This window comes from Pantoea sp. Cy-640 (assembly GCF_011752635.1).
In the GTDB taxonomy this organism is placed as follows: domain Bacteria; phylum Pseudomonadota; class Gammaproteobacteria; order Enterobacterales; family Enterobacteriaceae; genus Pantoea; species Pantoea dispersa.
Genome location: NZ_VWXB01000004.1, coordinates 174830 through 199048, shown reverse-complemented (window position 1 = coordinate 199048; position 24219 = coordinate 174830). Strand labels below are relative to the sequence as shown.

The 24219-nt window shown below is 61.3% G+C and carries 24 protein-coding genes; 10 read left to right on the top strand and 14 right to left on the bottom strand.

Annotation, left to right across the window (positions count from 1 at the left end; all coding sequences use genetic code 11):
• Positions 1 to 17 precede the first annotated feature (17 nt).
• Together fes and F3J36_RS12420 are read left to right on the top strand one after the other, a co-directional pair.
• On the top strand, positions 18 to 1292 hold the full coding sequence (gene fes, locus F3J36_RS12425; protein WP_166719801.1) for an enterochelin esterase: 1275 nt from the start codon (positions 18 to 20) through the stop codon (positions 1290 to 1292).
• Positions 1285 to 5169, top strand: coding sequence for an enterobactin synthase subunit F (locus tag F3J36_RS12420; RefSeq protein ID WP_247653177.1), 3885 nt, complete (start codon positions 1285 to 1287; stop codon positions 5167 to 5169). Before fes ends, F3J36_RS12420 begins: the two co-directional genes overlap by 8 nt.
• 79 nt (positions 5170 to 5248) lie before the next feature.
• On the opposite strand, the gene F3J36_RS12415 is transcribed toward F3J36_RS12420, so the two are convergent.
• The 3 genes from F3J36_RS12415 to fepD are packed head-to-tail and all read right to left on the bottom strand — an operon-like array spanning position 5249 to position 8012.
• Entirely contained in the window at positions 5249 to 6046 is a 798-nt protein-coding gene (locus F3J36_RS12415) for an ATP-binding cassette domain-containing protein (protein WP_058780378.1), read from the bottom strand.
• Positions 6043 to 7026, bottom strand: coding sequence for an iron-enterobactin ABC transporter permease (gene fepG, locus F3J36_RS12410; RefSeq protein ID WP_058759584.1), 984 nt, complete (start codon positions 7024 to 7026; stop codon positions 6043 to 6045). The genes F3J36_RS12415 and fepG overlap by 4 nt, the downstream gene beginning before the upstream one ends.
• Positions 7023 to 8012 carry a Fe(3+)-siderophore ABC transporter permease gene (gene fepD, locus F3J36_RS12405; RefSeq protein ID WP_058759585.1) on the bottom strand — a complete coding sequence of 330 codons (990 nt, stop codon included), beginning with the start codon at positions 8010 to 8012 and terminating at the stop codon, positions 7023 to 7025. The genes fepG and fepD overlap by 4 nt, the downstream gene beginning before the upstream one ends.
• Positions 8013 to 8158: 146 nt before the next feature.
• Between fepD and entS the strand changes: the two genes are divergently transcribed.
• Positions 8159 to 9409 carry an enterobactin transporter EntS gene (gene entS, locus F3J36_RS12400; protein WP_088516022.1) on the top strand — a complete coding sequence of 417 codons (1251 nt, stop codon included), beginning with the start codon at positions 8159 to 8161 and terminating at the stop codon, positions 9407 to 9409.
• Here the strand turns inward: entS and fepB are convergent.
• Positions 9404 to 10369: a Fe2+-enterobactin ABC transporter substrate-binding protein gene (gene fepB, locus F3J36_RS12395; protein WP_166719799.1), complete on the bottom strand. Its 966-nt coding sequence runs from the start codon at positions 10367 to 10369 to the stop codon at positions 9404 to 9406. The genes entS and fepB overlap by 6 nt on opposite strands.
• A gap of 179 nt (positions 10370 to 10548) precedes the next feature.
• On the opposite strand from fepB, the gene F3J36_RS12390 reads away from it, so the two are divergent.
• Genes F3J36_RS12390 through F3J36_RS12370 form a run of 5 tightly spaced genes read left to right on the top strand, consistent with a single transcriptional unit; the run spans position 10549 to position 15399 of the window.
• On the top strand, positions 10549 to 11727 hold the full coding sequence (locus tag F3J36_RS12390; RefSeq protein WP_370515556.1) for an isochorismate synthase: 1179 nt from the start codon (positions 10549 to 10551) through the stop codon (positions 11725 to 11727).
• 10 nt (positions 11728 to 11737) lie between these two features.
• On the top strand, positions 11738 to 13351 hold the full coding sequence (locus F3J36_RS12385; RefSeq protein WP_166719798.1) for a (2,3-dihydroxybenzoyl)adenylate synthase: 1614 nt from the start codon (positions 11738 to 11740) through the stop codon (positions 13349 to 13351).
• 18 nt (positions 13352 to 13369) lie between these two features.
• Entirely contained in the window at positions 13370 to 14221 is an 852-nt protein-coding gene (locus F3J36_RS12380) for an isochorismatase family protein (RefSeq protein ID WP_088516019.1), read from the top strand.
• On the top strand, positions 14221 to 14979 hold the full coding sequence (gene dhbA, locus F3J36_RS12375; protein ID WP_088516018.1) for a 2,3-dihydro-2,3-dihydroxybenzoate dehydrogenase: 759 nt from the start codon (positions 14221 to 14223) through the stop codon (positions 14977 to 14979). The genes F3J36_RS12380 and dhbA overlap by 1 nt, the downstream gene beginning before the upstream one ends.
• 3 nt (positions 14980 to 14982) lie before the next feature.
• Positions 14983 to 15399: a hotdog fold thioesterase gene (locus tag F3J36_RS12370; protein ID WP_088516017.1), complete on the top strand. Its 417-nt coding sequence runs from the start codon at positions 14983 to 14985 to the stop codon at positions 15397 to 15399.
• A 132-nt stretch (positions 15400 to 15531) separates the two neighbouring features.
• On the opposite strand, the gene cgtA is transcribed toward F3J36_RS12370, so the two are convergent.
• From cgtA to rplU, 3 genes are all read right to left on the bottom strand, one after another.
• A complete protein-coding gene (gene cgtA / locus F3J36_RS12365) occupies positions 15532 to 16707 on the bottom strand; it encodes an Obg family GTPase CgtA (protein WP_058759590.1) in 1176 nt (391 codons plus the stop codon).
• A gap of 249 nt (positions 16708 to 16956) precedes the next feature.
• Entirely contained in the window at positions 16957 to 17214 is a 258-nt protein-coding gene (gene rpmA, locus F3J36_RS12360; protein ID WP_006121751.1) for a 50S ribosomal protein L27, read from the bottom strand.
• A gap of 15 nt (positions 17215 to 17229) precedes the next feature.
• Positions 17230 to 17541 carry a 50S ribosomal protein L21 gene (rplU, locus tag F3J36_RS12355; protein ID WP_021507728.1) on the bottom strand — a complete coding sequence of 104 codons (312 nt, stop codon included), beginning with the start codon at positions 17539 to 17541 and terminating at the stop codon, positions 17230 to 17232.
• A gap of 254 nt (positions 17542 to 17795) precedes the next feature.
• Between rplU and ispB the strand changes: the two genes are divergently transcribed.
• Positions 17796 to 18767 (top strand): octaprenyl diphosphate synthase, encoded by a 972-nt coding sequence (gene ispB / locus F3J36_RS12350; protein WP_021507729.1) that lies wholly within the window; start codon positions 17796 to 17798, stop codon positions 18765 to 18767.
• Positions 18768 to 19005: 238 nt separating this feature from the next.
• Positions 19006 to 19299 (top strand): helix-turn-helix transcriptional regulator, encoded by a 294-nt coding sequence (locus F3J36_RS12345; protein ID WP_021507730.1) that lies wholly within the window; start codon positions 19006 to 19008, stop codon positions 19297 to 19299.
• Positions 19300 to 19362: 63 nt separating this feature from the next.
• On the opposite strand, the gene murA is transcribed toward F3J36_RS12345, so the two are convergent.
• The 7 genes from murA to mlaF all read right to left on the bottom strand — a co-directional run bounded on the left by murA (position 19363) and on the right by mlaF (position 24153).
• On the bottom strand, positions 19363 to 20622 hold the full coding sequence (murA, locus tag F3J36_RS12340; RefSeq protein ID WP_021507731.1) for a UDP-N-acetylglucosamine 1-carboxyvinyltransferase: 1260 nt from the start codon (positions 20620 to 20622) through the stop codon (positions 19363 to 19365).
• A gap of 46 nt (positions 20623 to 20668) precedes the next feature.
• Positions 20669 to 20926, bottom strand: a complete 258-nt coding sequence (gene ibaG, locus F3J36_RS12335) for a BolA family iron metabolism protein IbaG (RefSeq protein WP_007886637.1) — start codon at positions 20924 to 20926, stop codon at positions 20669 to 20671.
• 114 nt (positions 20927 to 21040) lie between these two features.
• Positions 21041 to 21346: a lipid asymmetry maintenance protein MlaB gene (mlaB, locus tag F3J36_RS12330; protein WP_021507732.1), complete on the bottom strand. Its 306-nt coding sequence runs from the start codon at positions 21344 to 21346 to the stop codon at positions 21041 to 21043.
• The gene (gene mlaC, locus F3J36_RS12325) at positions 21346 to 21984 is read right to left on the bottom strand and encodes a phospholipid-binding protein MlaC (RefSeq protein WP_021507733.1); all 639 of its coding nucleotides are present in this window, start codon (positions 21982 to 21984) and stop codon (positions 21346 to 21348) included. Before mlaC ends, mlaB begins: the two co-directional genes overlap by 1 nt.
• Before the next feature lie 19 nt (positions 21985 to 22003).
• Positions 22004 to 22546, bottom strand: coding sequence for an outer membrane lipid asymmetry maintenance protein MlaD (gene mlaD, locus F3J36_RS12320; RefSeq protein WP_021507734.1), 543 nt, complete (start codon positions 22544 to 22546; stop codon positions 22004 to 22006).
• Between the two features lie 4 nt (positions 22547 to 22550).
• Complete coding sequence (gene mlaE / locus F3J36_RS12315) at positions 22551 to 23333, bottom strand: lipid asymmetry maintenance ABC transporter permease subunit MlaE (RefSeq protein WP_021507735.1); 783 nt, start codon at positions 23331 to 23333, stop codon at positions 22551 to 22553.
• Positions 23334 to 23337: 4 nt separating this feature from the next.
• Positions 23338 to 24153 (bottom strand): phospholipid ABC transporter ATP-binding protein MlaF, encoded by an 816-nt coding sequence (gene mlaF / locus F3J36_RS12310; RefSeq protein ID WP_021507736.1) that lies wholly within the window; start codon positions 24151 to 24153, stop codon positions 23338 to 23340.
• Positions 24154 to 24219 lie beyond the last annotated feature (66 nt).

Here is a 24219-nt window from a genome sequence, read left to right as displayed (position 1 = left end):
GGCGACTGGCAGCCCCTATGACCTGGCGAAATGATGGAATTGGTAGCGAAGCCTGGTGGCAGGAGCAACAGACTCAGGGCATTCCGCGCATTGAGCCGCAGCAGGATGGCACCTGTCTGGTGACCTTCTTCTGGCGCGATCCGCAAGGCAGTGAAACCACCTCCCACACCCAGCGCGTGTGGATCAACATCACCGGCGTGACCGATCACCACCAGCATCGCCCGCCGCAATCGCTGATGCGCGTCGCCAGTAGCGATGTCTGGTACTGGCAAACTGTGCTGCCGTCACACTGGCGCGGCAGCTACTGCCTGATGCCGGATCGGCAGGCCAGCGATTTCAGCGGCGAGCCTGACATGCATGCGCTGCGCCACTGGTGGCGCGAAAAATTCCCTGCCGCGCAGGCCGATGCGCTCAATCCGCTGCGCAGCTGGTCCGGCGGACGCGGCATGGGCGTGTCACCGCTGCACCTGCCTGACGCGCCCGACCAGCAGGTGTGGCGTGCGGTGGATGAGGGCCGCGCCCCGGCGCTGACGCTGCAGGTGCAGCAGTGGGACAGCGCGCTGCTCGGCAATCGTCGCCGGGTGTGGCTGTACGCCACAGGCGAGGCGCAGCACGGCCCGCGTCCGCTGGCGATACTGCTCGATGGTCAGTTCTGGGCGCAGCAGATGCCGATCGCCGGACCGCTGCAGCAGCTGACCGCCGCGGGCAAGCTGCCGCCGGCGGTCTACCTGTTTATCGACATCATCGATCGCGAACACCGCAGCCGCGAGCTGCCATGCAATCCGCAATTCTGGCAGGCGGTGCAGCAGGAGCTGCTGCCGCAGGTGGCACGCTGGATGCCGTACGATGCGCAGCCGGCGCGCACGCTGGTCGCCGGACAAAGTTTTGGCGGTCTGGCCGCGGTGTTTGCCGCACTGCACTTTCCCCACACCTTTGGTAATGCGCTCAGCCTGTCCGGCTCCTTCTGGTGGCCGGAGCGCGGTAACCCGCATGGCTGGCTGCTGCAGGCGCTGGACCATGGCCTGGCACCTCGCCAGCAGCTGCGTTTCTGGCTGGAGGCAGGCCAGCGTGAAGGCCTGATTCTGCAAGCCAATCAACAATTACAACAACAACTTACCGCTGCCGGCTATCAGGTGTATTACCAGCCGGTAGAGGGCGGCCATGACGCGCTGTGCTGGCGCGGTGGTCTGCTCGACGGTCTGCAAGCTTTGTGGCGCAATCCAAATTCATTCATCACGCCAGACGTGAACCGGAGCGACAGTAAATTCTCTGATGAACGACACTATGATTGACCAACAAACTCTGCCGCTGGTGGCGGCGCAGCCAGGCATCTGGATCGCCGACCAGCTCAGCCGCCATCACAACGCCTTCGCGGTCGCGCACTTTGTCGAACTGCGCGGCGACATCAACAGCGCGCTGCTGGCGCAGGCCATCGTCGACGGCATGCAGGAAGCCGATACCCTGAATATGGCGTTCGGCGAAATCGACGGCGAGCCACTGCAGTGGCCGCAGCCGCAGACCTTCAGCCTGCCAGACATCGTTGATCTGCGCGGCGAAGCGGATGCCGCTGCCGCCGCGCGCGCCCTGATGCGTGCCGATATGCGGGGTGACCTGCGTGTGCTGAGTGGCGCACCGCTGTGGCACCATCGTCTGTTCCGCCTCGGCGAGCAGCACTGGTTCTGGTATCAGCGCTATCACCATCTGGTGGTGGATGGCTTCAGCTTTACCGCGCTGACGCGCCGCATCGCCAATCTGTACAGCGCCGCCGTACAGCAGCAGCCGCCTGAGCCGACACCGTTTATTCCGTTCAGCGCCGTGGTTGACGAGTATCAGCGCTATCAGCAATCGGCGTCTTACACCCGTGACGGCGAATTCTGGCGCGAAAAAGGCCGCGCCCTGCCCGCGCCCGCCTCGCTGTCGCCGCTGCCGCTGGCCGGTCAGAGCGCCAGCACCAATCTGCTACGCCACAGCGTTACGCTGGATCGTCACCGCTTCCAGACGCTGACCAGCCAGCATCCACAGCACAGCGCCGCCGATCTGGCCTTTGCGCTGGTAGCGCTGTGGCTGGCTCGCCTCAGCGGACAAAATGATTTTGCTGCCGGCTTCATCTTCATGCGCCGCATCGGCTCCGCCGCGCTGTGCGCCACCGGTCCGGTGATCAACGTGCTGCCGATGGCGGTGCACTATCAGCCGGGACAAACGCTCGGCGATCTCGCCGCTCAGCTGGCCGCGGAAGTGAAAAAAATGCGCCGTCATCAGCGCTACGATGCTGAACAGGTGCAGCGCGATCTCGGCCGCCTCGGTGATAGCGATCCGCTGTATGGTCCGGTGATCAACCTGAAGATGTTTGACTACCAGCTCGATTTCGCCGGCATTGAAGGCATCACGCATCAGCTGGCCTCCGGCCCGGTGCGCGATCTGGAAATCGCGATTTACCTCAGCGAGCACGGCGATCTGACGCTGGAGCTGCTCGCGAACGCGCAGCGCTATGCTGCGGAGACGCTGCAGCGCCATGCCAGCCGCTTTGCCCTACTGCTCAGCCAGCTGGCCGCGCAGCCGCAGCGCGCGCTGGGCGAGCTCGATCTGCTGACGCCAGCGGAGCAGCAGCAGATTGCGGCCATCAATCAGACCGCCCATCCGCTGCCGGCGGAAACCCTGGCGTCGCTGCTGGCGCAGCAGGCGCAGCGCACCCCGGACGCACCGGCGCTGGCCGATGCGCAGCACCAGCTGAACTATCGCCAGATGCAGCAGCAGGTATTCGCGCTGGCGGCCGATCTCAGCGCGGCTGGCGTGCAGCGGGGTGATATCGTCGCCGTGGCGCTGCCGCGTTCGGTGCAGCTGTCGCTGGCGCTGCAGGCTATTGTGACGCTCGGGGCCGCTTATCTGCCGCTGGATACCGGCTATCCGGACGAGCGGCTCCAGCTGATGCTGGAAGACGCCGCGCCCAAAACGCTGATTACCGCGGCCGCGCTCAGTGCCCGCTTCCGCGCCATCGCGCCGGTCAGTCAGCTGCACTTTGACACCCTGTACAATGCCGAACATGCACCGGCACCGGTCAGCGCGCCGACGCCGCAGGATGGCGCGTACATCATCTATACCTCTGGCTCTACCGGCCGGCCGAAAGGCGTGCTGGTCGGCCATCAGGCGATCGTTAATCGCCTGCTGTGGATGCAGGATCGTTATCCGCTGCAGGCGGATGACGTGGTGCTGCAGAAAACGCCGAGCAGCTTTGATGTCTCGGTGTGGGAGTTCTTCTGGCCGCTGCTGGTCGGCGCGCAGCTGGTGATGGCGCCGCCGGATGCACACCGCGATCCGGAAGCCTTACAGCAACTGTTTGCCCGCTACAAAGTCACCACCACGCATTTCGTACCCTCGATGCTGGCGGCCTTTGTCGCGGCGCTCGACCACCCGGCCGCGATAGCGTGCTGCGCCAGCCTGCGCAACGTGTTCTGCAGCGGTGAAGCATTGCCCACCGATCTGTCGCGCAGCTGGGAAACATTGACCCGCGTGCCGCTGCACAATCTGTATGGGCCGACCGAAGCGGCCGTTGATGTCAGCTGGTATCCGGCGTATGGCGCGGCGCTGGCGGCCGTCGATGGCCCGAGCGTACCGATCGGCTTCCCGGTGTGGAACACCGGCCTGCGCATTCTTGATGCGCAAATGCAGCCGGTGCCGCCGGGCGTGGCCGGCGATCTCTATCTTACCGGCATTCAGCTGGCGCATGGCTATCTCAACCGGCCGGAGCTGACCGCCAGCCGCTTTATCGCCGACCCGTACGCCGCTGGCGAGCGCATGTACCTGACCGGCGACGTAGCGCGCTGGCTGGACAACGGTGCGGTGGAGTATCTCGGGCGCAGCGATGACCAGCTGAAGATCCGCGGTCAGCGTATTGAGCTGAACGAAATCGATCATGCGCTGTGCGCCCAGCCCGGCATTGAGCAGGCGGTGACGCATGCGGTGGTGCTGGGCAGTGCGGCGGCACAGGGCGATGCGCGTCAGCTGGTGGGCTACGTGGTTGCGCCTCAGCCGGTGGATGGCGACGCGCTGCGTCACGTGCTGGCACAGCAGCTACCGGCACACATGGTGCCGGTGGCCATCGTCCAGCTGGAGGCGCTGCCGCTCAGCAGCAACGGCAAACTGGATCGCAAAGCGCTGCCGCTGCCGCAGAGCACCACGCAGCGCCAGGGGCGCGCGCCATTGCCCGGTTTAGAGAGCACGCTGGCCGCAGCGTTCTGCCGCCTGCTGGCCTGTGACACGATCGGTGCGCAGGATGATTTCTTTGCGCTCGGTGGCCATTCGCTGCTGGCGATGCGCCTGGCTGCGCAGTTGCGCCGCGAGCTCCAGCTGCCGGTCTCGGTCGGGCAGATCATGATTGCCCCGACGGTTGAAAAACTGGCGACGCTGCTGAGCGATGGACAATCCCATCAGCAGGCGGGCTTTGAAGCGGTGCTGCCGCTGCGTAAAGGCAGCGGACCGACGCTGTTCTGCTTCCACCCGGCGTCCGGCTTCGCCTGGCAGTTCAGCGTGCTGCAGCGTTACCTTGACCCACGCTGGTCACTGGTCGGCATTCAGTCGCCTGACACGCAGGGACCGCTGAATCAGAGCGCGCATCTCGATGAGGTCTGTGAAGCGCATTTGCGCACGCTGCGCGAGGTACAACCGCACGGGCCCTACTATTTCCTCGGCTACTCGCTGGGCGGTACGCTGGCGCAGGGCATTGCTGCCCGGCTGGAAGCAGCGGGTGAAGAGGTCGCCTTCCTTGGCCTGCTCGACACCTGGCCGCCGGAAACGCAGAACTGGGATGAGAAGCGCGGCGAGAATGTGCTGGATCCGGCGGTGCTGGAGGAGGTGAATCGCGAGCGCGAACAGTTTATCGCCGCGCAGCGCCATCAGGCCGGTGAAGAGATGCAGGCCATGTTCGATACCATCGAAGCCAACTACGCCAGCTCGGTGCGTCTGCTGGCCACGGCGCGCAGCGCACGCTTCGGCGGCCGCGCTACGCTGTTCCTCGCCGAACAGACGCAGCAGCCAGGCCAGGATGCGCGCCGCGCCTGGGCGCCCTATGTCGGTGAGCTGACGGTGTGGCCGATGGATTGTGCCCACGTCGAGATTATCTCGCCTCGCATGTTTGAGCAGATCGGGCCGCTGTTGCAGCAGTTGCTAGCGTAGCGGTTTTGCCCTCACCCTCTCCCGGCGGGAGAGGGAACCGCATGGCAGAAAACGTTTACACCACAGCCCCTTCTCCGCCTTAGCGCCCGCGCCCCAGCGGCACAATCATTGGCGTATGCGCCACCGGATCCTCAACAATCACACAGCGTAATCCGTACACCTGCTCAATGAGCGCCGGCGTCACAATCTCGCCAGGCTTGCCCTCGGCAATGATCTTCCCGTGACGCATGGCGATCAGATGGGTGGCGTAGCGGCAGGCGTGATTAAGGTCGTGCAGCACCACCACCAGCGTGCGGCCATGCTGCTGATTGAGCGTCTGCATCAGCTCAAGCAGCTCAATCTGGTGGGTAATATCCAGCCAGGTGGTGGGCTCATCCAGCAGCAGCAGCGGCGTCTGCTGCGCCAGTACCATGGCGATCCACACGCGCTGACGCTGCCCGCCGGACAGGGTATCGACCGCCTGTTGCGCCAGGTCCGCCACGCCAGTGGCCAGCATCGCCTGCTGCACCGCCGCTTCATCCTCCGCGCGCCAGCGGCCAAACAGTGACTGATGCGGATAACGTCCGCGCGCCACCAGCTCGCTCACGCTGATGCCCGCCGGTGCGTTTGAACTCTGCGGCAGCAGGCCAAGACGGCGCGCCACCTCTTTGGTGGGATAACGTGCAATCGCCTCGCCGTCCAGCAGTACGTCACCTTTCAACGGTGCCTGCAGGCGGCTGAGGGTACGCAGCAGGGTGGATTTACCGCAGGCGTTAGGGCCGATAATCACGGTCAGCTCCCCTTGCGGAATCGCCACCGAGAGATTTTCCGCCACCACTTTTTTGTCATAACCCAGCGTCAGGCCTTCGCCATACAGCCGTGAAGGAATATCGATCATTGGCGTCGCGCCTCCCGCACCAGTAACGCAATCAGATAGAGTCCGCCCAGGCTGACGGTAATCACGCCAACCGGCAGTTGATAAGGCAGGAACAGATGCTGCGCGGCATAATCGGCGGCGCACAACAGCAGCGCGCCGCACAGCGCCGCCAGCCATAATGCGCCTTTTTCCCCGCCGCTCAGCCGGCGCGCAATCTGCGGCGCCAGCAGTGCCACGAACGAGATCGGCCCCGCCAGCGCGGTGGACGCCGCGGTCAGCAGCACGCCCAGCAGCATCAGCCACAGGCGGCTGCGCTCCACCGGCACGCCGAGCGCGCAGGCGGTGTCGTCGCCCATCTCCAGCAGACGCATGCGGCGCGTTAACAGCGCCACCAGCAGCAGCGACAGCAGCAGCACCGTCACCACCGGCGGCGTTTTCGCCCAGGTGATGCCGTTGAGCGAGCCGGCGCTCCACAGCCCGGCGCTGAGCGCCGACTCCAGCGAAGCGCTGATAATCAGCCAGGCATTGAGCGCCATCAGCAGCGCGCGCACGCTGATGCCCACGATGATTAACCGAAACGTTTCCACCCCGTTGCGCCAGGCAAACAGATACACCAGCGCAGCCGTCGCGATACCGCCGATCAGCGCGGCCCCGGTCATCGCGGTAATACTTTGATTGAACAGCACCAGCGCCACCAGCACACCGCTATAAGCGCCGGTATTGAAGCCGAGAATATCCGGGCTGCCGAGCGGGTTGCGCAGCAGCGACTGAAAAATTGCCCCGCTGACACCCAGCGCCGCACCGATCAGCAGCGCCATCAGCACGCGCGGCAGCCGCCACTCCACCACAATCAGCTGCACATTAGCCGCTCCCTGCCCGCGCAGCGCCTGCCACACCTGCTCCGCCGTAATCGGCAGCGCACCGCGCGTCAGCGCCAGCCACGTCAGCAGCGCACACGCTAATAGCAGCCAGCCGCCATGCAACCAGGCACGCCGCGTCATAGTCCACCTCGCCCGCGCTGGCGCCGTACCAGCAAAATCAGCATCGGCGCGCCAAGGATGGCGGTCACTATTGAGACGCGCAGTTCGCCTGCCACCATCATCCGCCCCAGAATATCCGCCGCCAGCAGCAGCGCCGGGGTGATCAGCGCCGTCGCCGGCAGCAGCCAGCGGTGATCGTTGCCCACCAGCCAGCGGGCAAAATGCGGCGTCATCAGGCCGATAAAAGCGATCGGTCCGACGGCGGCGGTCGCCGCGCCGCTCAGTAAGGCAATCGCCAGCAGGCCCAGCAGTTGGGTGCGCACCACGCGCGTGCCCAGCGCCGCCGCCATATCGCCGCCCATGCTCAGGCTGTTCAGCGATTGCGCCAGCCCCAGCGCCAGCGCCGCACCGGCCAGCACCGCCGGGCTCAGGGTGCGCAACACGCTGAAATCGCGGATATCCAGCGAGCCGCTTTGCCAGAAGCGCAGGTGATCGTAAATGTCCGGATTGAGCAGCGACAGGCCGGAGGTTAAGCCCTCCAGCACCGCAGCCAGCGCCACGCCCGCCAGCGTCAGACGCACCGGATTGACGCGCCCGCCGCCCATCGCGCCAATCACCGTCATCAGCAGCGCCGCCAGCAGCGCGCCGCTGAAGGCCAGCGTCAGCCACTGCAGCGGGGAGTCTGCTCCCAGCAGCGCGATGCCGAGCACGATGGCAAAACCGGCACCGGCGTTCACGCCCAGAATGCCCGGCTCGGCCAGCGGATTACGCGTCAGGCTCTGCATCAGCGCGCCCGCCAGCCCCAGCGCCACACCCGCCAGCAGACCGGCCAGCGTGCGCGGCAGGCGCGCATCGCGCACGATGATGCACTCCGCGCTGGAGCAGGAGGCGGTGAGAGCGTGATACACATCGGAAAGCGGTATTGATTTGGCACCCAGCATCAGACTGAGCGCCATGAGGAGCAAAAGCAGAATCCCTGAGCCTGCTAATGCACGGATCTGGCGCATAGCGTTCTAAACCTTCACTGTTCGACGTCGTTGCGGTGCAACGTAATGTGATAATGATATTTGTTATCGTTATTACTCGCGTTTGCCTATGTTACCATGAGTCGCCTCGCGGATGATGAGGAAAATTGGTGCAAAAAGGCGAAACAATGAACAAACCCTCTCACTTTATCGATCTCTCACTGCTGAAAACCCACGCGGCGTTTCGCGCGGTGTTTATTGCGCGTTTTATCTCGATTGTGGCGCTCGGCATGCTGGCCGTTGCCGTGCCGGTGCAGATTCAGCAGATGACCCATTCACCACTGCTGGTGGGCCTCGCCGTCACACTGTCCGCTGCCGGCATGTTTACTGGCCTGCTGACCGGCGGCGTGCTCGCCGATCGCTATGAGCGTAAGAAGTTGATCCTGTTTGCCCGCACCACCTGCGGGCTGGGCTTTGTTGCGCTGGCGATAAATGCCGCGCTGCCCGCGCCTTCGCTGCTGGCGGTCTATCTGCTGGGCTTGTGGGACGGCTTTTTTGGCGCGATTGGCGTCACGGCGCTGCTGGCCGCTACGCCGGCGCTGGTGGGGCGCGAAAACATTATGCAGGCCGGCGCGATCACCATGCTGACGGTGCGCTTCGGCTCGATTTTATCGCCGGCGATTGCTGGTGTGGTAATCGCGCACGGCGGCGTGCTGTGGAATTACGGACTGACCGCCTTCGGCACGCTGCTGACGGTGCTGACGCTGCTGAAGCTGCCTGCGCTGCCCCCGCCTCCGCAGCCGCGCGAGCATCCGCTGCGGGCGCTGGCAACCGGCGTGCAGTTCCTGTTCGCCAGCCCGCTGGTCGGCATGGTGGCGCTGACCGGTGCGCTGGTGACGCTGGCCAGCGCCATCCGCGTGCTGTACCCGGCGCTGGCACCGCACTGGTCAGTCAGCGCCGACCAGCTCGGTATGCTGTACGCTGCCGTGCCGCTCGGTGCCGCCGTGGGTGCATTTACCAGCGGCAGGCTGAAACAGGCGGCGCGCCCGGGGCGGCTGGTGCTGGGCAGTGCCGTGGCCGGTTTCGTCGCCCTGGGCCTGTTCAGCCTGATGCCGACGCTGTGGCTGGCGCTGCTGTGTCTGGCGGGCTTCGGCTATTTCAGTGCTATCAACAGCCTGGTGCAATACGCGATGATTCAGCTGCTGACGCCGAATCATCTGCTGGGCCGCATCAACAGCCTGTGGACGGCGCAGAACGTGTGCGGCGATGCCCTCGGCGCCGCGCTGATTGGTGCCCTCGGTTCGTGGCTGTTACCGGCGCAGGCTGCCGCGGCGTTTGGCTGTGCCGCGACACTGCTTGGCGTCATGATGTGGCTGATGATGAAAGGATTGCGGCGCTATCAGGCGCCCGCGCCGGTGCTGGCGCAGCAAACATCATGATTTGACGAACAGCTGATGCAGACGCGTCAGCAGATTGCTGGCGCTGTAGTAATCCAGGCGGAAGGTGTCGATGCCCAGCGCATAGACCTGCTTATCGCGCACCGCCGCGTTTTGTGCCAGGAACGGGTTGCTCAGCACTGACTGCGCGGTTTTGTCATCGCCGGCAAACAGCAGGAAGCTGTGACCGGTCAGGCTGGCGGCGAGATTCTCGCCCGAGAGCTGAATAATGTCTTTGCGCTGGCCCATGCTGTGCCCCTGTTGCGTGCCGGCCGGCGGCTGCGCCAGGGTAAAACCGAGCTGCTGCAGCAGTTTGCCCTGCGCCGATGCGGCGGTCCACAGATTCACCGCCCGGCCATCACCGTTCCATACCATCGCGGAGACCGGCTGCGGCGGCAGCGTAATGGCCTGCTTCAGCGCCGCTTCGCGATCGTCGAACTCTTTTACGCGCTGCGCCGCCTGTGCTTCATGGCCGGTGGCCTGCCCCAGCAGCGTAACCACATCCTGCCAGCTCTTATCGTCGTAGTTGACCACCAGCGTGGGGGCAATGGCGGGCAGCTGACTGACCAGCTTCAGGGCAGAGTCATTACCGGTGGCGCTGACGATGATCAGATCCGGGGCTTGCGCCGCAATCGCCTCGGCGCTCGGCTCACCAATGTACAGCCGCTTAACGTGGCGCTGCTTTGCCACCTCGCCCCACTGACGGAAGAAGCCCTGATCGTCGGCCAGGCGGCTTTTCGGTGCGGTCGCGCCTGAGGCGATGACCGGCGCGTCAATCGCCAGCAGCGAGCCAGTCAGCGTGACGCTGGTGGAGACAATGCGCTGTGGTGCCTGGTTAAGCGTGACCGTTCCGGTCGCGCCCTGTACGCTGCGCGGCCAGCCCTGGTCGGCCCGCGCTGTCCCTGACAGCGACTGGAAAATGAACAACAGGACAGCCATGCCCCATAAACCGCATTTATTCATAAGTTTTGATCTACCTTTTAGCTTAATGCCTGGCCCGGCGTCAGCCGCCGCTTACGTCTGACAGCACGGTAAATCCCGCGAATGGATTGACTCTTTGCCCCTTTCGACGTAGGTTACAGAGCCATAATAAAAATGATAATCATTCTTAATAATCTTATCATTTATAGGTGAAAATTATGGTGGAAAGCTCCACGTTTGAAAATGCCTGGCTGAAGGATTTTTCCGCGCTGTGCCGCGGTTTCCTTTTCACCTCGCCATGGCGCAGCCTGGCCACCCAGGGCTGCTATACCACGATCAACACGCCGGTGGGCGATGCCGCGCTGCTGCAGGGCGACTTTCAACAGCAGCTGCGCCAGCACTTTGCCGCGGCGAAAAAGCAGGGGATCGCCAATCCGCTGCTGGTGGGCGCGATTCCGTTTGACGTCAGCCAGCCAGCGTCGCTGTTCATACCCGAATCCTGGCAGAGCTTTAATCGCGCCGACCTGCAGCAGGCGCTGCCGGCGCAGCAGAGCGATCTGCCGGCAGTGCGGCGGCGGACGGCAGTACCGGATCACGCGGTGTTTACCCGCATGGTGGCCGACGCCGTTGCCACCATCCAGCGCGGCGATCCGGACAAAGTGGTGCTGTCGCGCCTGATGGATATCGTCACGGAGCAGCCGGTGGATACCGCTGCGCTGATGCAGCGCGTGATCGCGCAAAATCCCAATAGCTACCATTTCCATCTGCCGCTGGCGGAAGGAGGCGCGCTGGTGGGCGCCAGCCCGGAACTGATGCTGCGCAAACAGGGGCGCGATTTCTCCTCCTGCCCGCTGGCCGGCTCGGCGCGCCGCCATCATGACGACGTCAGCGCCGATCGCGCGGCAGGTAACACCCTGATGGCGTCAGCCAAAGACCGCCACGAACATCAGCTGGTGACCGACGCGATGCGCAGCACGCTGCAGCCGCGTAGCCGTCTGCTGTCAGTGCCTACCGTGCCGTCGCTGATCACCACCGCCACGCTGTGGCATCTGGCGACGCAAATCGATGGTGAAGTGCAGGATGAGCGCGAAAACGCGCTGTCGCTGGCGGCGCTGCTGCACCCAACCCCGGCCCTGAGCGGCTTCCCGCACGCCCGCGCGCAGCAGCTGATTCAGCAGCTCGAACCCTTTGATCGCCAGCTGTTTGGCGGCATCGTCGGCTGGTGCGACAGCGAAGGCAACGGCGAATGGGTGGTGACCATTCGCTGCGGGACGGTAAACGGCACGCGCGTGCGGCTGTTTGCCGGCGCGGGCATCGTCGCCGACTCACAACCGGAATCAGAATGGCGTGAAACGGGTGTGAAGCTGGACACCATGTTGCGCGCTTTTGGACTGCAATAAAGGAACAAGCATGAGCATTCCCTTCAGCCGCTGGCCGGCACATCTGGCCGCGCACTATCGCGAGAAAGGCTACTGGATCGATGTGCCGCTGACCGACATCATCGACCGCCATCGCGAAAACGACGCTATCGCCGTGATCGACGGCCCTGTGCAGCTCAGCTACCGCCAGCTGGCGCAGCGCAGTGATAATCTGGCGGCGGCGCTGCAGCGGCGCGGTTTACAGCGCGGTGACACGGCGCTGGTGCAGCTCGGCAACGTGGCGGACTTTTACGTTACGCTGTTTGCCCTGTTTAAGCTGGGCGTGGTCCCGGTGTACGCGCTGTTCAGCCATCAGCGCACTGAACTGCTGGCCTATGCGCAGCAGATTGCACCGAAACTGCTGATCGCCGATCGCCAGCACGCGCTGTTTGCCAGCGACGACTTCATCGCCACGCTGTGCGAGGCGCAGCCCACGCTGCAGCAGGTGATCCTGCGTAACGACGCGCAGGCGGAAAATACGCTGGCTTCGCTGCAGGATGAAGCGGCTGGCGATTTTGTCGCGACACCGACGGCCGCCGATGAAGTGGCGTTTTTCCAGCTCTCCGGCGGCAGCACCGGCACGCCGAAGCTGATTCCGCGCACCCACAACGACTATTACTACAGCATCCGCGCCAGCGACGAGATTTGCCATATCAACGCCGACACGCGCTATCTGATCGCCCTGCCCGCGCCGCATAACTTCGCCATGAGTTCCCCCGGTTCGCTCGGGGTGTTCTATGCCGGTGGCCAGGTGATTCTCGCCGCGGATCCCAGCGCCACGCTCTGCTTCCCGCTGATTGAGCAGCACCAGGTGACCGATACCGGACTGGTGCCGCCGGCGGTCAGCCTGTGGTTGCAGGCGATTCAGGAGTGGGGCAGCAATACAGCGCTGGCCTCGCTGCAGCGCATTCAGGTGGGCGGAGCCAAACTGGGCGAAACGCTGGCCGCACGCATTCAGCGTGAAATCGGCTGCCAGCTGCAGCAGGTGTTTGGCATGGCGGAAGGGCTGGTTAACTACACGCGCTTCGGCGATGACGAGCAAACCATTCTGACTACCCAGGGGCGCCCGATTTCGGAAGATGACGAAGTGTGGGTGGCCGACGAGAACGGTAATCCACTGCCGCCGGGCCAGGTGGGTCGCCTGATGACGCGCGGCCCTTACACCTTCCGGGGCTACTACAACAGCCCGGAGCACAATGCCGCCAGCTTCGACGCCAACGGTTTTTACTGCTCAGGCGATCTGATTGAGATCAACGCTCAGGGTTACATCACCGTACAGGGACGCGAAAAGGATCAGATCAACCGCGGCGGCGAGAAGATCGCGGCCGAAGAGATCGAAAACCTGCTGCTGCGCCATCCGGATGTGATCCACGCCGCGCTGGTGTCCATGCACGATGAGCTGATGGGTGAAAAGAGCTGTGCCTTCATTGTGGCACGCCAGCCGGTAAAACCGGTCGCGCTGCGCCGCCATCTGCGCGAGCTGGGCATTGCCGAATTCAAACTTCCCGACCGCATTACCTGCGTCGACGCCCTGCCGCTGACTCCGGTGGGCAAAGTGGATAAAAAACGTTTACGCCAACAGCTTGCTGAGCAGACGCAAGCCTGATTTTTTCCGGAGATTGTAATGGCTATTCCAAAACTGACGTCTTATGCGCTGCCCGCCGCCACTGAGCTGCCGGCTAACAAAGTACAATGGGCGCTGGAGCCGCAGCGCGCGGCGCTGCTGATTCACGATATGCAGGCCTATTTCCTCAACTTCTGGGGCGAAGACAGCCCGCTGGTGAATCAGGTGGTGGAGAACATTGCCCGCCTGCGCGCTTACTGCAAAGCGCAGGGCATTCCGGTGTTCTATACCGCCCAGCCCAACCAGCAAAGCGATGAGGATCGCGCGCTGCTGAATGATATGTGGGGACCGGGGCTGAACAAACATCCGGATCAGCAGAAGATCGTCGACGCGCTGGCGCCGGATCAGGACGATCAGGTGCTGACTAAATGGCGCTACAGCGCGTTCGTGCGCTCGCCGCTGGAGTCTATCCTGCAGGAGATGGGCCGCGATCAGCTGATCATTACTGGCGTGTATGCTCACATCGGCTGCCTGACCACCGCTACCGACGCCTTCATGCGTAACATCCAGCCGTTTATGGTGGCCGATGCGCTGGCCGACTTCTCGCGCGACGAGCATATGATGGCGCTGACCTACACCGCAGGCCGCAGTGGCAAAGTGGTGATGACCGCCGACCTGATGCCGCTGCCACAGAGCAAGGACGCGCTGCGCGCGCTGATTCTGCCGCTGCTGGAAGATGATGACGTGCCGGAAGATGATGAAAACCTGATCGACTATGGGCTGGATTCGGTGCGCGTGATGGCGCTGGCGGCGCGCTGGCGTCAGGTGCACAGCGATATCGACTTCATCAGCCTGGCGAAAAACCCCAGCATTGATGGCTGGTGGGCGCTGCTGTCACGGGTGCCAGCATAATGAGCGCCTGTTTTGATTTCAGCGGAAAAATTGTCTGGGTGACCGGTGCCGGCAAAGGCATCGGCTACCACACCGCGCTGGCGTTCCATCAGGCCGGTGCGCAGGTGACCGGTTTTGATTTGCACTTTGGCCAGGATGACTATCCGTTTGCCACCTGCCAGCTGGATGTCGCCGACAGCGCTGCGGTGCGCGATTGCTGTCAGTCACTGCTGGCCAGCCAGCCGCGGCTGGATATCCTGGTGAACGGCGCGGGCATTCTGCGCATCGGCAGCACCGATGCGCTGTCGTTTACTGACTGGCAGGCGTGTCTCGCCGTCAACGCCGGCGGCGCGTTTAACCTGTTCCAGCAGACGCTGCCGGTCTTCCGCCAGCAGCGCGCTGGCGCGATTGTCACCATCGCCTCTAACGCCGCGCACGCCCCGCGCCTCGGCATGTCAGCCTATGGCGCGTCCAAAGCAGCGCTGCGCAGCCTGTGCCAGACGGTTGGGCTGGAGATGGCACCGTATGGCGTGCGCTGCAACATTGTCTCACCGGGATCAACCGATACCGATATGCAGCGCAGCCTGTGGCATACGCCGGAAGCCGAGCAGGAGATGATCAACGGTTTCCCGGATCAGTACAAGCTGGGGATCCCGCTGCGTAAGATCGCCCAGCCGCAGGAGATCGTGAACAATATCCTGTTCCTGGCCTCGGATCTTGCCAGCCACGTGGTGCTGCAGGATATTGTGGTGGATGGTGGCGCAACGCTGGGAGCCTGAGGCATGGCAATCTGGAAACGTACGGTGGATATCGCCACGCTGAATCAGCTGGGCGATAACTCGCTGGTGGCGCATCTGGGCATCGTGTTTACCGCCATCGGTGACGATTATCTGGAGGCCACCATGCCGGTAGACAGCCGCACGCAGCAGCCGTTTGGCCTGCTGCACGGCGGCGCGTCGGTGGTGCTGGCGGAGTCGATGGGCTCCATTGCCGGTTACCTGAGCGTGGAAGAAGGTAAAAGCGTGGTGGGCATTGAGGTGAGCGCCAGCCATCATAGGGCGGTGAGCAGCGGCGAGGTGCGCGGTGTTTGTCGTCCGCTGCATCTGGGGGCGCGCAATCAGAGCTGGCAGATTGAGATACGTAATGGTCGCGATCAGCTGTGTTGCAGTTCGCGGCTGACGGTGGCGGTGCTGGGGTAGGTTTGGTTCCGCTGCGGCCTGATGCCCTCACCCTGCCCTCTCCCACGGGGAGAGGGAATGATGGTGCGAGCTGGTGCTCTACGCTAAACAGCAATAAAAAAAGCGGCCATCTGGCCGCTTTTTTCGCTGACATCAACGCTGATAAATGATCTCGACGCCTTCGTCGTCGTCTTCATCCCAGTCGTCATCCCAGTCTTCGTCTTCTTCCACTTCCTGAGCATTTTCCAGCGCTTCACGGTGGTAATCATCCCACATGAAGGCCACTTTCTCTGGCTGCTTCGCTTCTTCTTCCGCTTCTTTTGGATTCGCGATGATAAAGCTCATCACATCCCAGCACAGCTCATTGACACCGTCACGGCTGGCGGCGGAGATCAGATAATATTTCTCATCCCAGCCCAGCGCTTCGGCAATCGCTTTAGCGCGGCTTTCCGCCTCTTCACGGCTCAGCAGGTCAGTTTTATTGAACACCAGCCAGCGCGGTTTCTGGTACAGCTTGTCGCTGTATTTCTCCAGCTCGCCGAGAATGATGCGGGCGTTCTCTACCGGATCGGATTCGTCGATTGGCGCGATGTCGATAAGGTGCAGTAGCACACGGCAGCGCTCCAGATGCTTGAGGAAGCGAATTCCGAGGCCCGCGCCTTCCGCTGCGCCTTCAATCAGGCCGGGAATGTCGGCGACCACGAAGCTCTTTTCGCTGTCCATACGCACCACGCCGAGGCTTGGCACTAAGGTAGTGAACGGGTAATCCGCCACTTTTGGCTTCGCCGCTGATACCGCGCGGATAAAGGTCGATTTACCGGCGTTAGGCAGCCCCAGCATCCCCACGTCTGCCAGCAGCATCAGCTCCAGCTGCAGGTCGCGCTTCTCGCCCGGCGTGCCCATGGTTTTCTGACGCGGCGTACGGTTCACTGACGATTTGAAGCGGGTGTTGCCCAGACCGTGCCAGCCACCTTTCGCCACCATCAGCTTCTGCTCATGGCGCGTCATGTCGCCCAGCGTTTCGCCCGTGCCCTGATCGATAACGCGCGTACCCACCGGCACTTTAACAATAATGTCTTTACCGCGTTTACCGGTACAGTCACGGCTCTGGCCATTCTGGCCGCGTTCGGCGCGGAAAGATTTTTCGAAACGATAATCGATCAGGGTGTTGAGGTTTTCATCCGCCAGCAGGTAAACATCACCGCCGTCACCGCCGTCACCGCCGTCCGGTCCCCCTTTGGGAATGTACTTCTCGCGGCGGAAGCTGACGCAACCGTTGCCACCATCACCCGCGACCACCAGGATCGTCGCTTCATCAACAAACTTCATTTTTTATCTCCGTCACACTGTCGTTTGCGCCACGCTGCGGGCGACAAACGGGTCCGCCAGGGTCTTCTGCGCTGACCGGCGGCGGATAATACAGGATTGGCAAAGCCATGTGTACATAAAGTGTACAGCAAACTGAGGCGCAAGGTCAGCGTGATTGCCGTAACCTGCGGCAGAATGTAAAAAGCCCCGCAAAGCTGCGGGGCCTTCCATTCGTGTGTTCAGACGTTAATCGTCTGCGGCACAACAACCTTACTCAGCAACGATGCTGATGTATTTACGGTTGTTAGGACCTTTAACTTCGAATTTAACTTTGCCGTCTGCGGTAGCAAACAGAGTGTGGTCACGACCACAACCTACGTTGTTACCGGCGTGGAATTTGGTACCACGCTGACGAACGATGATGCTACCTGCCAGAACAGATTCACCACCGAAACGCTTAACACCCAGACGTTTTGCATTGGAGTCGCGACCGTTACGAGTCGAGCCACCAGCCTTTTTATGTGCCATTTGTCAGATCTCCTCTTACGCGCTGATCACAGTGATTTTCACATCAGTGAACCACTGACGGTGACCAGCTTGCTTACGGTAGTGTTTACGACGACGAAACTTAACGATTTTAATTTTCTCGCCACGACCGTGAGCAACAACTTCTGCCTTGATCACACCGCCTGAAACCAGTGGCGCGCCGATTTTCACGTCTTCGCCATTTGCAATCATCAGAACCTGGTCGAACTCGATGGTTTCACCGGTTGCGATGTCCAGCTTTTCCAGGCGAACGGTCTGACCTTCGCTTACTCGGTGTTGTTTACCACCACTTTGGAAAACCGCGTACATATAAAACTCCGCTTCTGCGCATGCCTTTCTGTTCATCAGGCGGCGCGATAAATATTCACAATAGGGCGCGAATTCTACGCAAAACTCCAGCAGAAGACAAGTGCACTTTGCACTCTCTTGCAGAAAAAAAGCGCAGGACGAATGCAAACGTTTCTCAACCCGATTTTTCAAGTACAATCAGTAACAGATTACCTGAACTCACGCTGGGTAAAAGCGCTTACCATGCAGAAAACGAGTCAAAGCTGAACAGACGAATGAACTTAGAACAGATTAACGAATTAACCGCGCAGGACATGGCGGCCGTCAACCAGACCATCCTCGACCAGCTGAATTCAGATGTCTCACTGATTAACCAGTTGGGCTATTACATCATCAGCGGGGGAGGCAAACGCATCCGTCCGATGATCGCGGTGCTGTCAGCACGCGCGCTGAATTATCAGGGATCGCTGCATGTGACCAATGCGGCGCTGATCGAATTTATCCACACGGCGACGCTGCTGCACGATGATGTGGTGGATGAATCCGATATGCGCCGTGGCAAAGCCACCGCTAATGCCGCGTTCGGCAATGCGGCGAGCGTGCTGGTCGGGGATTTTATCTATACCCGCGCCTTCCAGATGATGACCAGCATGGGATCGCTGAAGATCCTTGCACTGATGTCCGAAGCGGTGAACGTGATCGCCGAAGGGGAAGTGCTGCAGCTGATGAACTGCAACGATCCGGATATCACCGAAGAGAGCTACATGCGGGTGATCTACAGCAAAACCGCCCGCCTGTTTGAAGCCGCTTCGCAGGCTTCGGCGATCCTCGCGGAGGCCACGCCAGCGCAGGAGAAAGCGCTGCAGGATTATGGCCGCTATCTCGGTACGGCGTTTCAGCTGATCGACGATCTGCTGGATTACAGCGCCGACGGCGAGACGCTGGGCAAAAATACCGGTGACGATCTGAGCGAAGGTAAGCCGACGCTGCCGCTGCTGCACGCCATGCACAACGGCACGCCCGAGCAGGCGCAGATGATCCGCAAGGCCATCGAGGAAGGTAATGGCCGTCATCTGCTGGAGCCGGTGCTGGCGGCAATGCAGCAAACCGGTTCGCTGGAATGGACGCGCAAACGCGCCGAAGAAGAGGCGGATAAAGCCATCGCCGCGCTACAGGCACTGCCAGAAACGCCGTGGCGCAGCGCGCTGGAAGCGCTGGCGCATATGTCGGTGCAGCGCGATTTCTGATCTGCTACGGGGCCGTCCGGCCCCGTTTTTATTTCTCCCCCCTGCTCTGCCGGTCTGATTACATTCCCTTGCAGCATTTTTGCGAAAAACTGCGCAGTTTCGTGCACAGGCAAAACAATTACTGGAAACATATGGAAATTATTTGCTATAAAAATCCGGATTTTTCCAGTTATCTCTGCGCAGGAGAGCCACAGCGCTGCAGAGATGGAGCACTAACACGGACACGGAGAAGAGAGTTATGCATGCAAGGAGAGAAGACTGGCATCCGGCAGATATCATTGCGGCCCTGCGCAAGCGCGGTACGTCACTGGCCGCCCTGTCACGTCAATCTGGCCTCAGTTCATCGACGCTGGCCAATGCGCTGTCACGCCCCTGGCCTAAAGGTGAATGGCTGATCGCCACGGCGCTGAAGGTCCATCCTTCCGAGATCTGGCCCAGCCGCTATTTTGATCCAGTCACACAGCGTCTGCTGGATCGTAAAAAACGCATTCGATCGCCCCAGGATCTGAAAAAGATCGTCTCACGCGGATAAAGCAAAAAAAAACCAGCCACGCTGTCGTGACTGGTTTTCATGCCTGGCAATCAGCACAAAGGATTACTCGCCGCTAACGCGCTCAATGTTGGCGCCTAACGCTTTCAGCTTGTCTTCAATGTGCTCGTAGCCACGATCGATGTGGTAGATACGATCCACCAGCGTCGCACCTTCTGCAATGCAGCCTGCCAGTACCAGACTGGCTGACGCACGCAGATCGGTCGCCATCACCTGCGCGCCGGACAAGGTTTCAACACCGTGACAGATAGCGGTGTTGCTTTCGATTTCGGCGTGCGCACCCATACGAATCAGCTCCGGGATGTGCATGAAGCGGTTTTCGAAGATGGTCTCGGTAATCACGCCGGTGCCTTCAGCCACCAGGTTGAGCAGCGTAAACTGCGCCTGCATGTCGGTCGGGAAACCCGGGTGCGGTGCGGTACGGATATTAACCGCTTTCGGACGCTTGCCGTGCATATCCAGGCTCACCCAGTCTTCGCCAACTTCAATCTCCGCACCCGCGTCACGCAGTTTCGCCAGCACGGCATCCAGCGTGTCTGGCTGCGCATTGCGGCACACCACTTTGCCGCGCGAGATAGCGCCGGCCACGAGGAAGGTGCCGGTTTCGATACGGTCCGGCAGCACGCGATAGACGCCGCCGCCGAGGCGCTCAACGCCCTCAATGGTGATTTTGTCGGTGCCGGCACCGCTGATTTTCGCGCCCAGCGTGTTAAGGAAGTTTGCCGTGTCGACAATCTCCGGCTCACGCGCCGCGTTTTCAATGATGGTGGTGCCCGTCGCCAGCGTTGCGGCGCTCATGATGGTCACGGTCGCGCCCACGCTGACCTTATCCATCACAATGTGCGCGCCCTTCAGGCGGCCATCCACAGAGGCTTTAACATAGCCCTCTTCCAGTTTGATCTCGGCACCCAGCTGCTCCAGGCCGGTAATGTGCAGATCGACCGGACGCGCACCAATCGCACAGCCGCCCGGCAGAGAAACCTGGCCCTGGCCAAAACGCGCCACCAGCGGCCCCAGCGCCCAGATGGAGGCGCGCATGGTTTTCACCAGATCGTACGGCGCACTGAAGACATTAACTTCGCGCGCATCAACGTGGACCGAACCATTGCGTTCCACGCGCGCACCGAGCAGGCTCAGCAGCTTCATGGTGGTATCGATGTCACGCAGCTTCGGCACGTTCTGAATCTCTACCGGCTCTTCAGCCAGCAGCGCAGCAAACAGAATCGGCAGCGCAGCATTCTTCGCCCCGGAAATGGTCACTTCACCGCTTAAACGGGTGGGGCCTTGCACACGAAATTTGTCCATTAACACGGCTCTCAATTATCTATCAACAAAACAGCCAGAGTGACGCTTAGAAACCGTTGAGTTTACGGTCGCGCGCCCACTCGGCTGGGGTATAAGTCTTGATGGACACCGCATGAATACGGTTATCCGCAATGTATTCCATCAGCGGCGCGTACACAGCCTGCTGTTTCTTTACGCGGCTCAGCTCGCCAAACATTTCGCCCACGGCAATGACCTGGAAATGGCTGCCATCGTTGCTGAGAACATGTACTTCTTCTAACGGCAGCGCCTGCATTAGCACGGCCTGAACTTCACTATTTTCCATCGCTCATTGCTTCACTTGATAATAATAAGGCGGATATCTTAGAGGAAAGCGCCTGACTCTTAAATACGCAAAAGCCCCTGAAAAAATCAGGGGCTTTGTCAGCAGCGCCGTTAATCAGGCGATTTGTTCCGCAGAAACAATAATCTGCTGCAGGTTGTACAGCTTGATTAACGAGTCGAGCTTATCGGTGATACCACTGAAAAGCGGCGTCGTGCCCTGCGCCCGCGCGATTTCACGCAGATGCACCAGCAGTGCCAGCCCGGCAGAATCAACCCGATCCAGCGCCGCCACGTCAATCGTGGTGATACCAGCCATGGCGCTGTCACGCGCCTGCCACAGCGCCAGCAGCGTATCGCGGTCCAGTTTGCCGCTCAGGGCCAGCGTGCTGGCAGTGCGCTGCCAGCGTAACGGTTCGCTCATTATTGCTGCTTGTCCAGGGTGATAGGCTGCGCGGCATAGGTTTTCAGCTGCGCAGTCAGGCCGTCGATGCCTTTGGTGCGCAGCAGATCGCTCCACTCATTCTGTTTGGTGGTGATCATGCTGATGCCTTCGGCAATCATGTCATAAGCCTGCCAGTTGCCGGTCTGGCTGTTCTTGCGCCACTGGAAATCAAGGCGCACCGGCGGACGACCGTTGGGATCGATGATGGTGACGCGAATCGCCACGATATTGGCATCGCCAATCGGCTGCTCAGGCTGAATCTGGTAAGTCTGGCCGTGATACAACGCCAGCGCCTGACCATAAGCCTGCGCCAGATAATCCCCGAACGCGGCAAAGTAGGCGTCGCGCTGTGCCGGCGTGGCTTCGCGGTAGTAACGGCCCAGTACCAGCGCCCCTGCGTATTTAATCTGCACGTACGGCAGCAGCTCCTGGCGCACGATTTCGCGCAGGTAATTCGGATCCTGCTTAATCTTCGGCTGTTCGTTCTTCAGGCGGGTAAAGGTTTTCTCCGCCGCTTCGTTCATCATCTTGTACGGATTGCTCTGGTTGGCGTCCGCTGCGTTTGCCGCCAGCGGCGCGATGGCCAGCAGGGCCACCATCAGAAAACGTTTTAACATCGTGTTGTACCTCTCTGGGTTATTCCGTTGTAGCAGGTGCTGCCGGGGCGCTCGCGCTGGCGGCGCCCGACGATTTCTCATTGTCCTTGTTGTCGCCGCTCTTGTAGAGGAACTGGCCGATCAGGTCTTCCAGCACCAGCGCCGATTTGGTATCCCGCAGCGTGCCGCCATCTTTCAGCATCGCCGAGCCAAGCTCCGGATCGTCAAAACCTAAGTTGAGCGCGAGGAACTGCTCACCCAGCAAACCCTGGGTGCGAATCGCCAGCGAGCTGGTGTCAGGAATTTTATTGGCATACTGCTCGCTGATGTCCATGGTGACGCGCGGCGACAGCGTTTTGTCATCCAGTGAAATGTCGGTGACGCGGCCAATCACCACGCCGCCAATTTTCACCGGCGAGCTGACTTTCAGGCCGCCGATATTATCGAAGGTGGCGTACAGCTTCCACGTTGGCTCAGTACCCAGCGATTTAAGATCGGCGACGCGCAGGCTGAGGAACAGCAGCGCCAGCAGCGCAGCCAGCATAAACACGCCAACCCAGATTTCGTTTTTTTTGCTTTGCATTGCATTAATTCCCAAACATCAGTGCCGTCAGCACAAAATCCAGTCCAAGCACCGCCAGCGAAGCATGGACTACGGTACGCGTCGTCGCGCGACTGATCCCTTCCGAAGTCGGGATGGCGTCATACCCATTGAACAGCGCGATCCAGGTCACCGTAATGGCAAACACCGCGCTCTTAATCAGGCAGTTGATCACATCGGTACGAAAATCCACCGCGTTCTGCATCGCCGACCAGAAAAAGCCCGGGTCGATGCCTTTCCAGGCCACCCCGACCAGCGCGCCACCGGCAATGCCCACCGCAGTAAAGATCAGCGCCAGCAGCGGCATACTGATAAAGCCGGCCCAGAAGCGCGGCGACACCACGCGGCGCAGCGGATCGACCGCCATCATCTCCATGCTGGAGAGCTGCTCGGTGGCTTTCATCAGGCCAATTTCCGCAGTGAGCGCCGAACCGGCGCGCCCGGCAAACAGCAGCGCGGTGACCACCGGCCCCAGTTCGCGCAGCAGCGACAGCGCCACCAGCATACCCAGGCTGGTTTCCGCGCTGTAAGTGGTGAGTACCAGATAGCCCTGCAGCCCCAGCACCATGCCAATGAACAGGCCGGAGACCACAATGATCAGCAATGACAGCACGCCCACGCTGTACAGCTGCTTCACCAGCAGCGGCGCATGCTTACGAAACGCCGGTTTACCCACCAGCGCATGGAAGAGCATTAAGCCCGCCCGGCCAAAGGCCGCACAGGTGTTAATTCCCTGACGCCCAAATGACGCCAGTGCCTGTAACCACATCAGTTTAGCTTCTCCCTGTGCGGGTCAGATCGCTGAGGTAATCCCCGGCAGCGAAGCGGAACGGCACCGGACCATCCGCATGACCCTCAATAAACTGGCGCACGCGCGGATCGGGATTCTCCCTCAGCTGCGGCGCACTACCCTGAGCAATAATCTTTTGCCCGGCAACAATATAGGCATGATCGGCAATGCTCAAGACCTCCGGCACATCGTGTGAAACCACAATGCAGGTGACGCCCAGCGAATGGTTGAGCTCATCGATCAGCTTGACCAGCACGCCCATGGTAATGGGATCCTGGCCGACAAAGGGTTCGTCGAACATGATCAGCTCCGGCTCCAGCGCAATTGCCCGCGCCAGCGCCGCCCGGCGCGCCATGCCGCCAGAGAGTTCGGCTGGCATCAGTTGCGCTGCGCCGCGCAGTCCCACGGCTTCCAGCTTCATCATCACCGTGCTGTGCAGCAATTCCGCTGGCAGCCGGGTGTGTTCGCGCAGCGGCCAGGCAACGTTTTCATAGACGTTAAGGTCGGTGAACAGCGCACCGGACTGGAACAGCATGCTCATTTTTTTACGCACGTCATACAGCTTACGGCGCGACAGCGTCGGAATGTTCTGGTCACGAAACCAGATCTCACCTTTGTCCGGCTGCAGCTGCCCGCCAATCAGGCGCAGCAGGGTGGTTTTACCGATGCCGGAAGGGCCCATAATCGCCGTGACTTTGCCCGCCGGAACGGTCAGCGAAATGTCGTCGAAGATGGTGCGATTGCCGCGCGTAAAACTGACGCCACGAACCTCAACCAGATTCGTTTGCTGCTGGATCATCATTACCTCTTTAAACGGATCGGGCGTAATTAACGTGGTGGATGGTAGCCTGGTAAACCACAATGC

What these genes read in the sequence shown, in the direction of transcription:
- fes (WP_166719801.1), top strand. Translation starts at nt 18, where the DNA reads ATGACCTGGCGAAATGATGGAATTGGTAGCGAAGCCTGGTGGCAGGAG.
- F3J36_RS12420 (WP_247653177.1), top strand. Translation starts at nt 1,285, where the DNA reads ATGATTGACCAACAAACTCTGCCGCTGGTGGCGGCGCAGCCAGGCATC.
- F3J36_RS12415 (WP_058780378.1), bottom strand. Translation starts at nt 6,046, where the DNA reads ATGATCGATATTCCTTCACGGCTGTATGGCGAAGGCCTGACGCTGGGT.
- fepG (WP_058759584.1), bottom strand. Translation starts at nt 7,026, where the DNA reads ATGACGCGGCGTGCCTGGTTGCATGGCGGCTGGCTGCTATTAGCGTGT.
- fepD (WP_058759585.1), bottom strand. Translation starts at nt 8,012, where the DNA reads ATGCGCCAGATCCGTGCATTAGCAGGCTCAGGGATTCTGCTTTTGCTC.
- entS (WP_088516022.1), top strand. Translation starts at nt 8,159, where the DNA reads ATGAACAAACCCTCTCACTTTATCGATCTCTCACTGCTGAAAACCCAC.
- fepB (WP_166719799.1), bottom strand. Translation starts at nt 10,369, where the DNA reads ATGAATAAATGCGGTTTATGGGGCATGGCTGTCCTGTTGTTCATTTTC.
- F3J36_RS12385 (WP_166719798.1), top strand. Translation starts at nt 11,738, where the DNA reads ATGAGCATTCCCTTCAGCCGCTGGCCGGCACATCTGGCCGCGCACTAT.
- F3J36_RS12380 (WP_088516019.1), top strand. Translation starts at nt 13,370, where the DNA reads ATGGCTATTCCAAAACTGACGTCTTATGCGCTGCCCGCCGCCACTGAG.
- dhbA (WP_088516018.1), top strand. Translation starts at nt 14,221, where the DNA reads ATGAGCGCCTGTTTTGATTTCAGCGGAAAAATTGTCTGGGTGACCGGT.
- F3J36_RS12370 (WP_088516017.1), top strand. Translation starts at nt 14,983, where the DNA reads ATGGCAATCTGGAAACGTACGGTGGATATCGCCACGCTGAATCAGCTG.
- cgtA (WP_058759590.1), bottom strand. Translation starts at nt 16,707, where the DNA reads ATGAAGTTTGTTGATGAAGCGACGATCCTGGTGGTCGCGGGTGATGGT.
- rpmA (WP_006121751.1), bottom strand. Translation starts at nt 17,214, where the DNA reads ATGGCACATAAAAAGGCTGGTGGCTCGACTCGTAACGGTCGCGACTCC.
- rplU (WP_021507728.1), bottom strand. Translation starts at nt 17,541, where the DNA reads ATGTACGCGGTTTTCCAAAGTGGTGGTAAACAACACCGAGTAAGCGAA.
- ispB (WP_021507729.1), top strand. Translation starts at nt 17,796, where the DNA reads ATGAACTTAGAACAGATTAACGAATTAACCGCGCAGGACATGGCGGCC.
- F3J36_RS12345 (WP_021507730.1), top strand. Translation starts at nt 19,006, where the DNA reads ATGCATGCAAGGAGAGAAGACTGGCATCCGGCAGATATCATTGCGGCC.
- murA (WP_021507731.1), bottom strand. Translation starts at nt 20,622, where the DNA reads ATGGACAAATTTCGTGTGCAAGGCCCCACCCGTTTAAGCGGTGAAGTG.
- ibaG (WP_007886637.1), bottom strand. Translation starts at nt 20,926, where the DNA reads ATGGAAAATAGTGAAGTTCAGGCCGTGCTAATGCAGGCGCTGCCGTTA.
- mlaB (WP_021507732.1), bottom strand. Translation starts at nt 21,346, where the DNA reads ATGAGCGAACCGTTACGCTGGCAGCGCACTGCCAGCACGCTGGCCCTG.
- mlaC (WP_021507733.1), bottom strand. Translation starts at nt 21,984, where the DNA reads ATGTTAAAACGTTTTCTGATGGTGGCCCTGCTGGCCATCGCGCCGCTG.
- mlaD (WP_021507734.1), bottom strand. Translation starts at nt 22,546, where the DNA reads ATGCAAAGCAAAAAAAACGAAATCTGGGTTGGCGTGTTTATGCTGGCT.
- mlaE (WP_021507735.1), bottom strand. Translation starts at nt 23,333, where the DNA reads ATGTGGTTACAGGCACTGGCGTCATTTGGGCGTCAGGGAATTAACACC.
- mlaF (WP_021507736.1), bottom strand. Translation starts at nt 24,153, where the DNA reads ATGATCCAGCAGCAAACGAATCTGGTTGAGGTTCGTGGCGTCAGTTTT.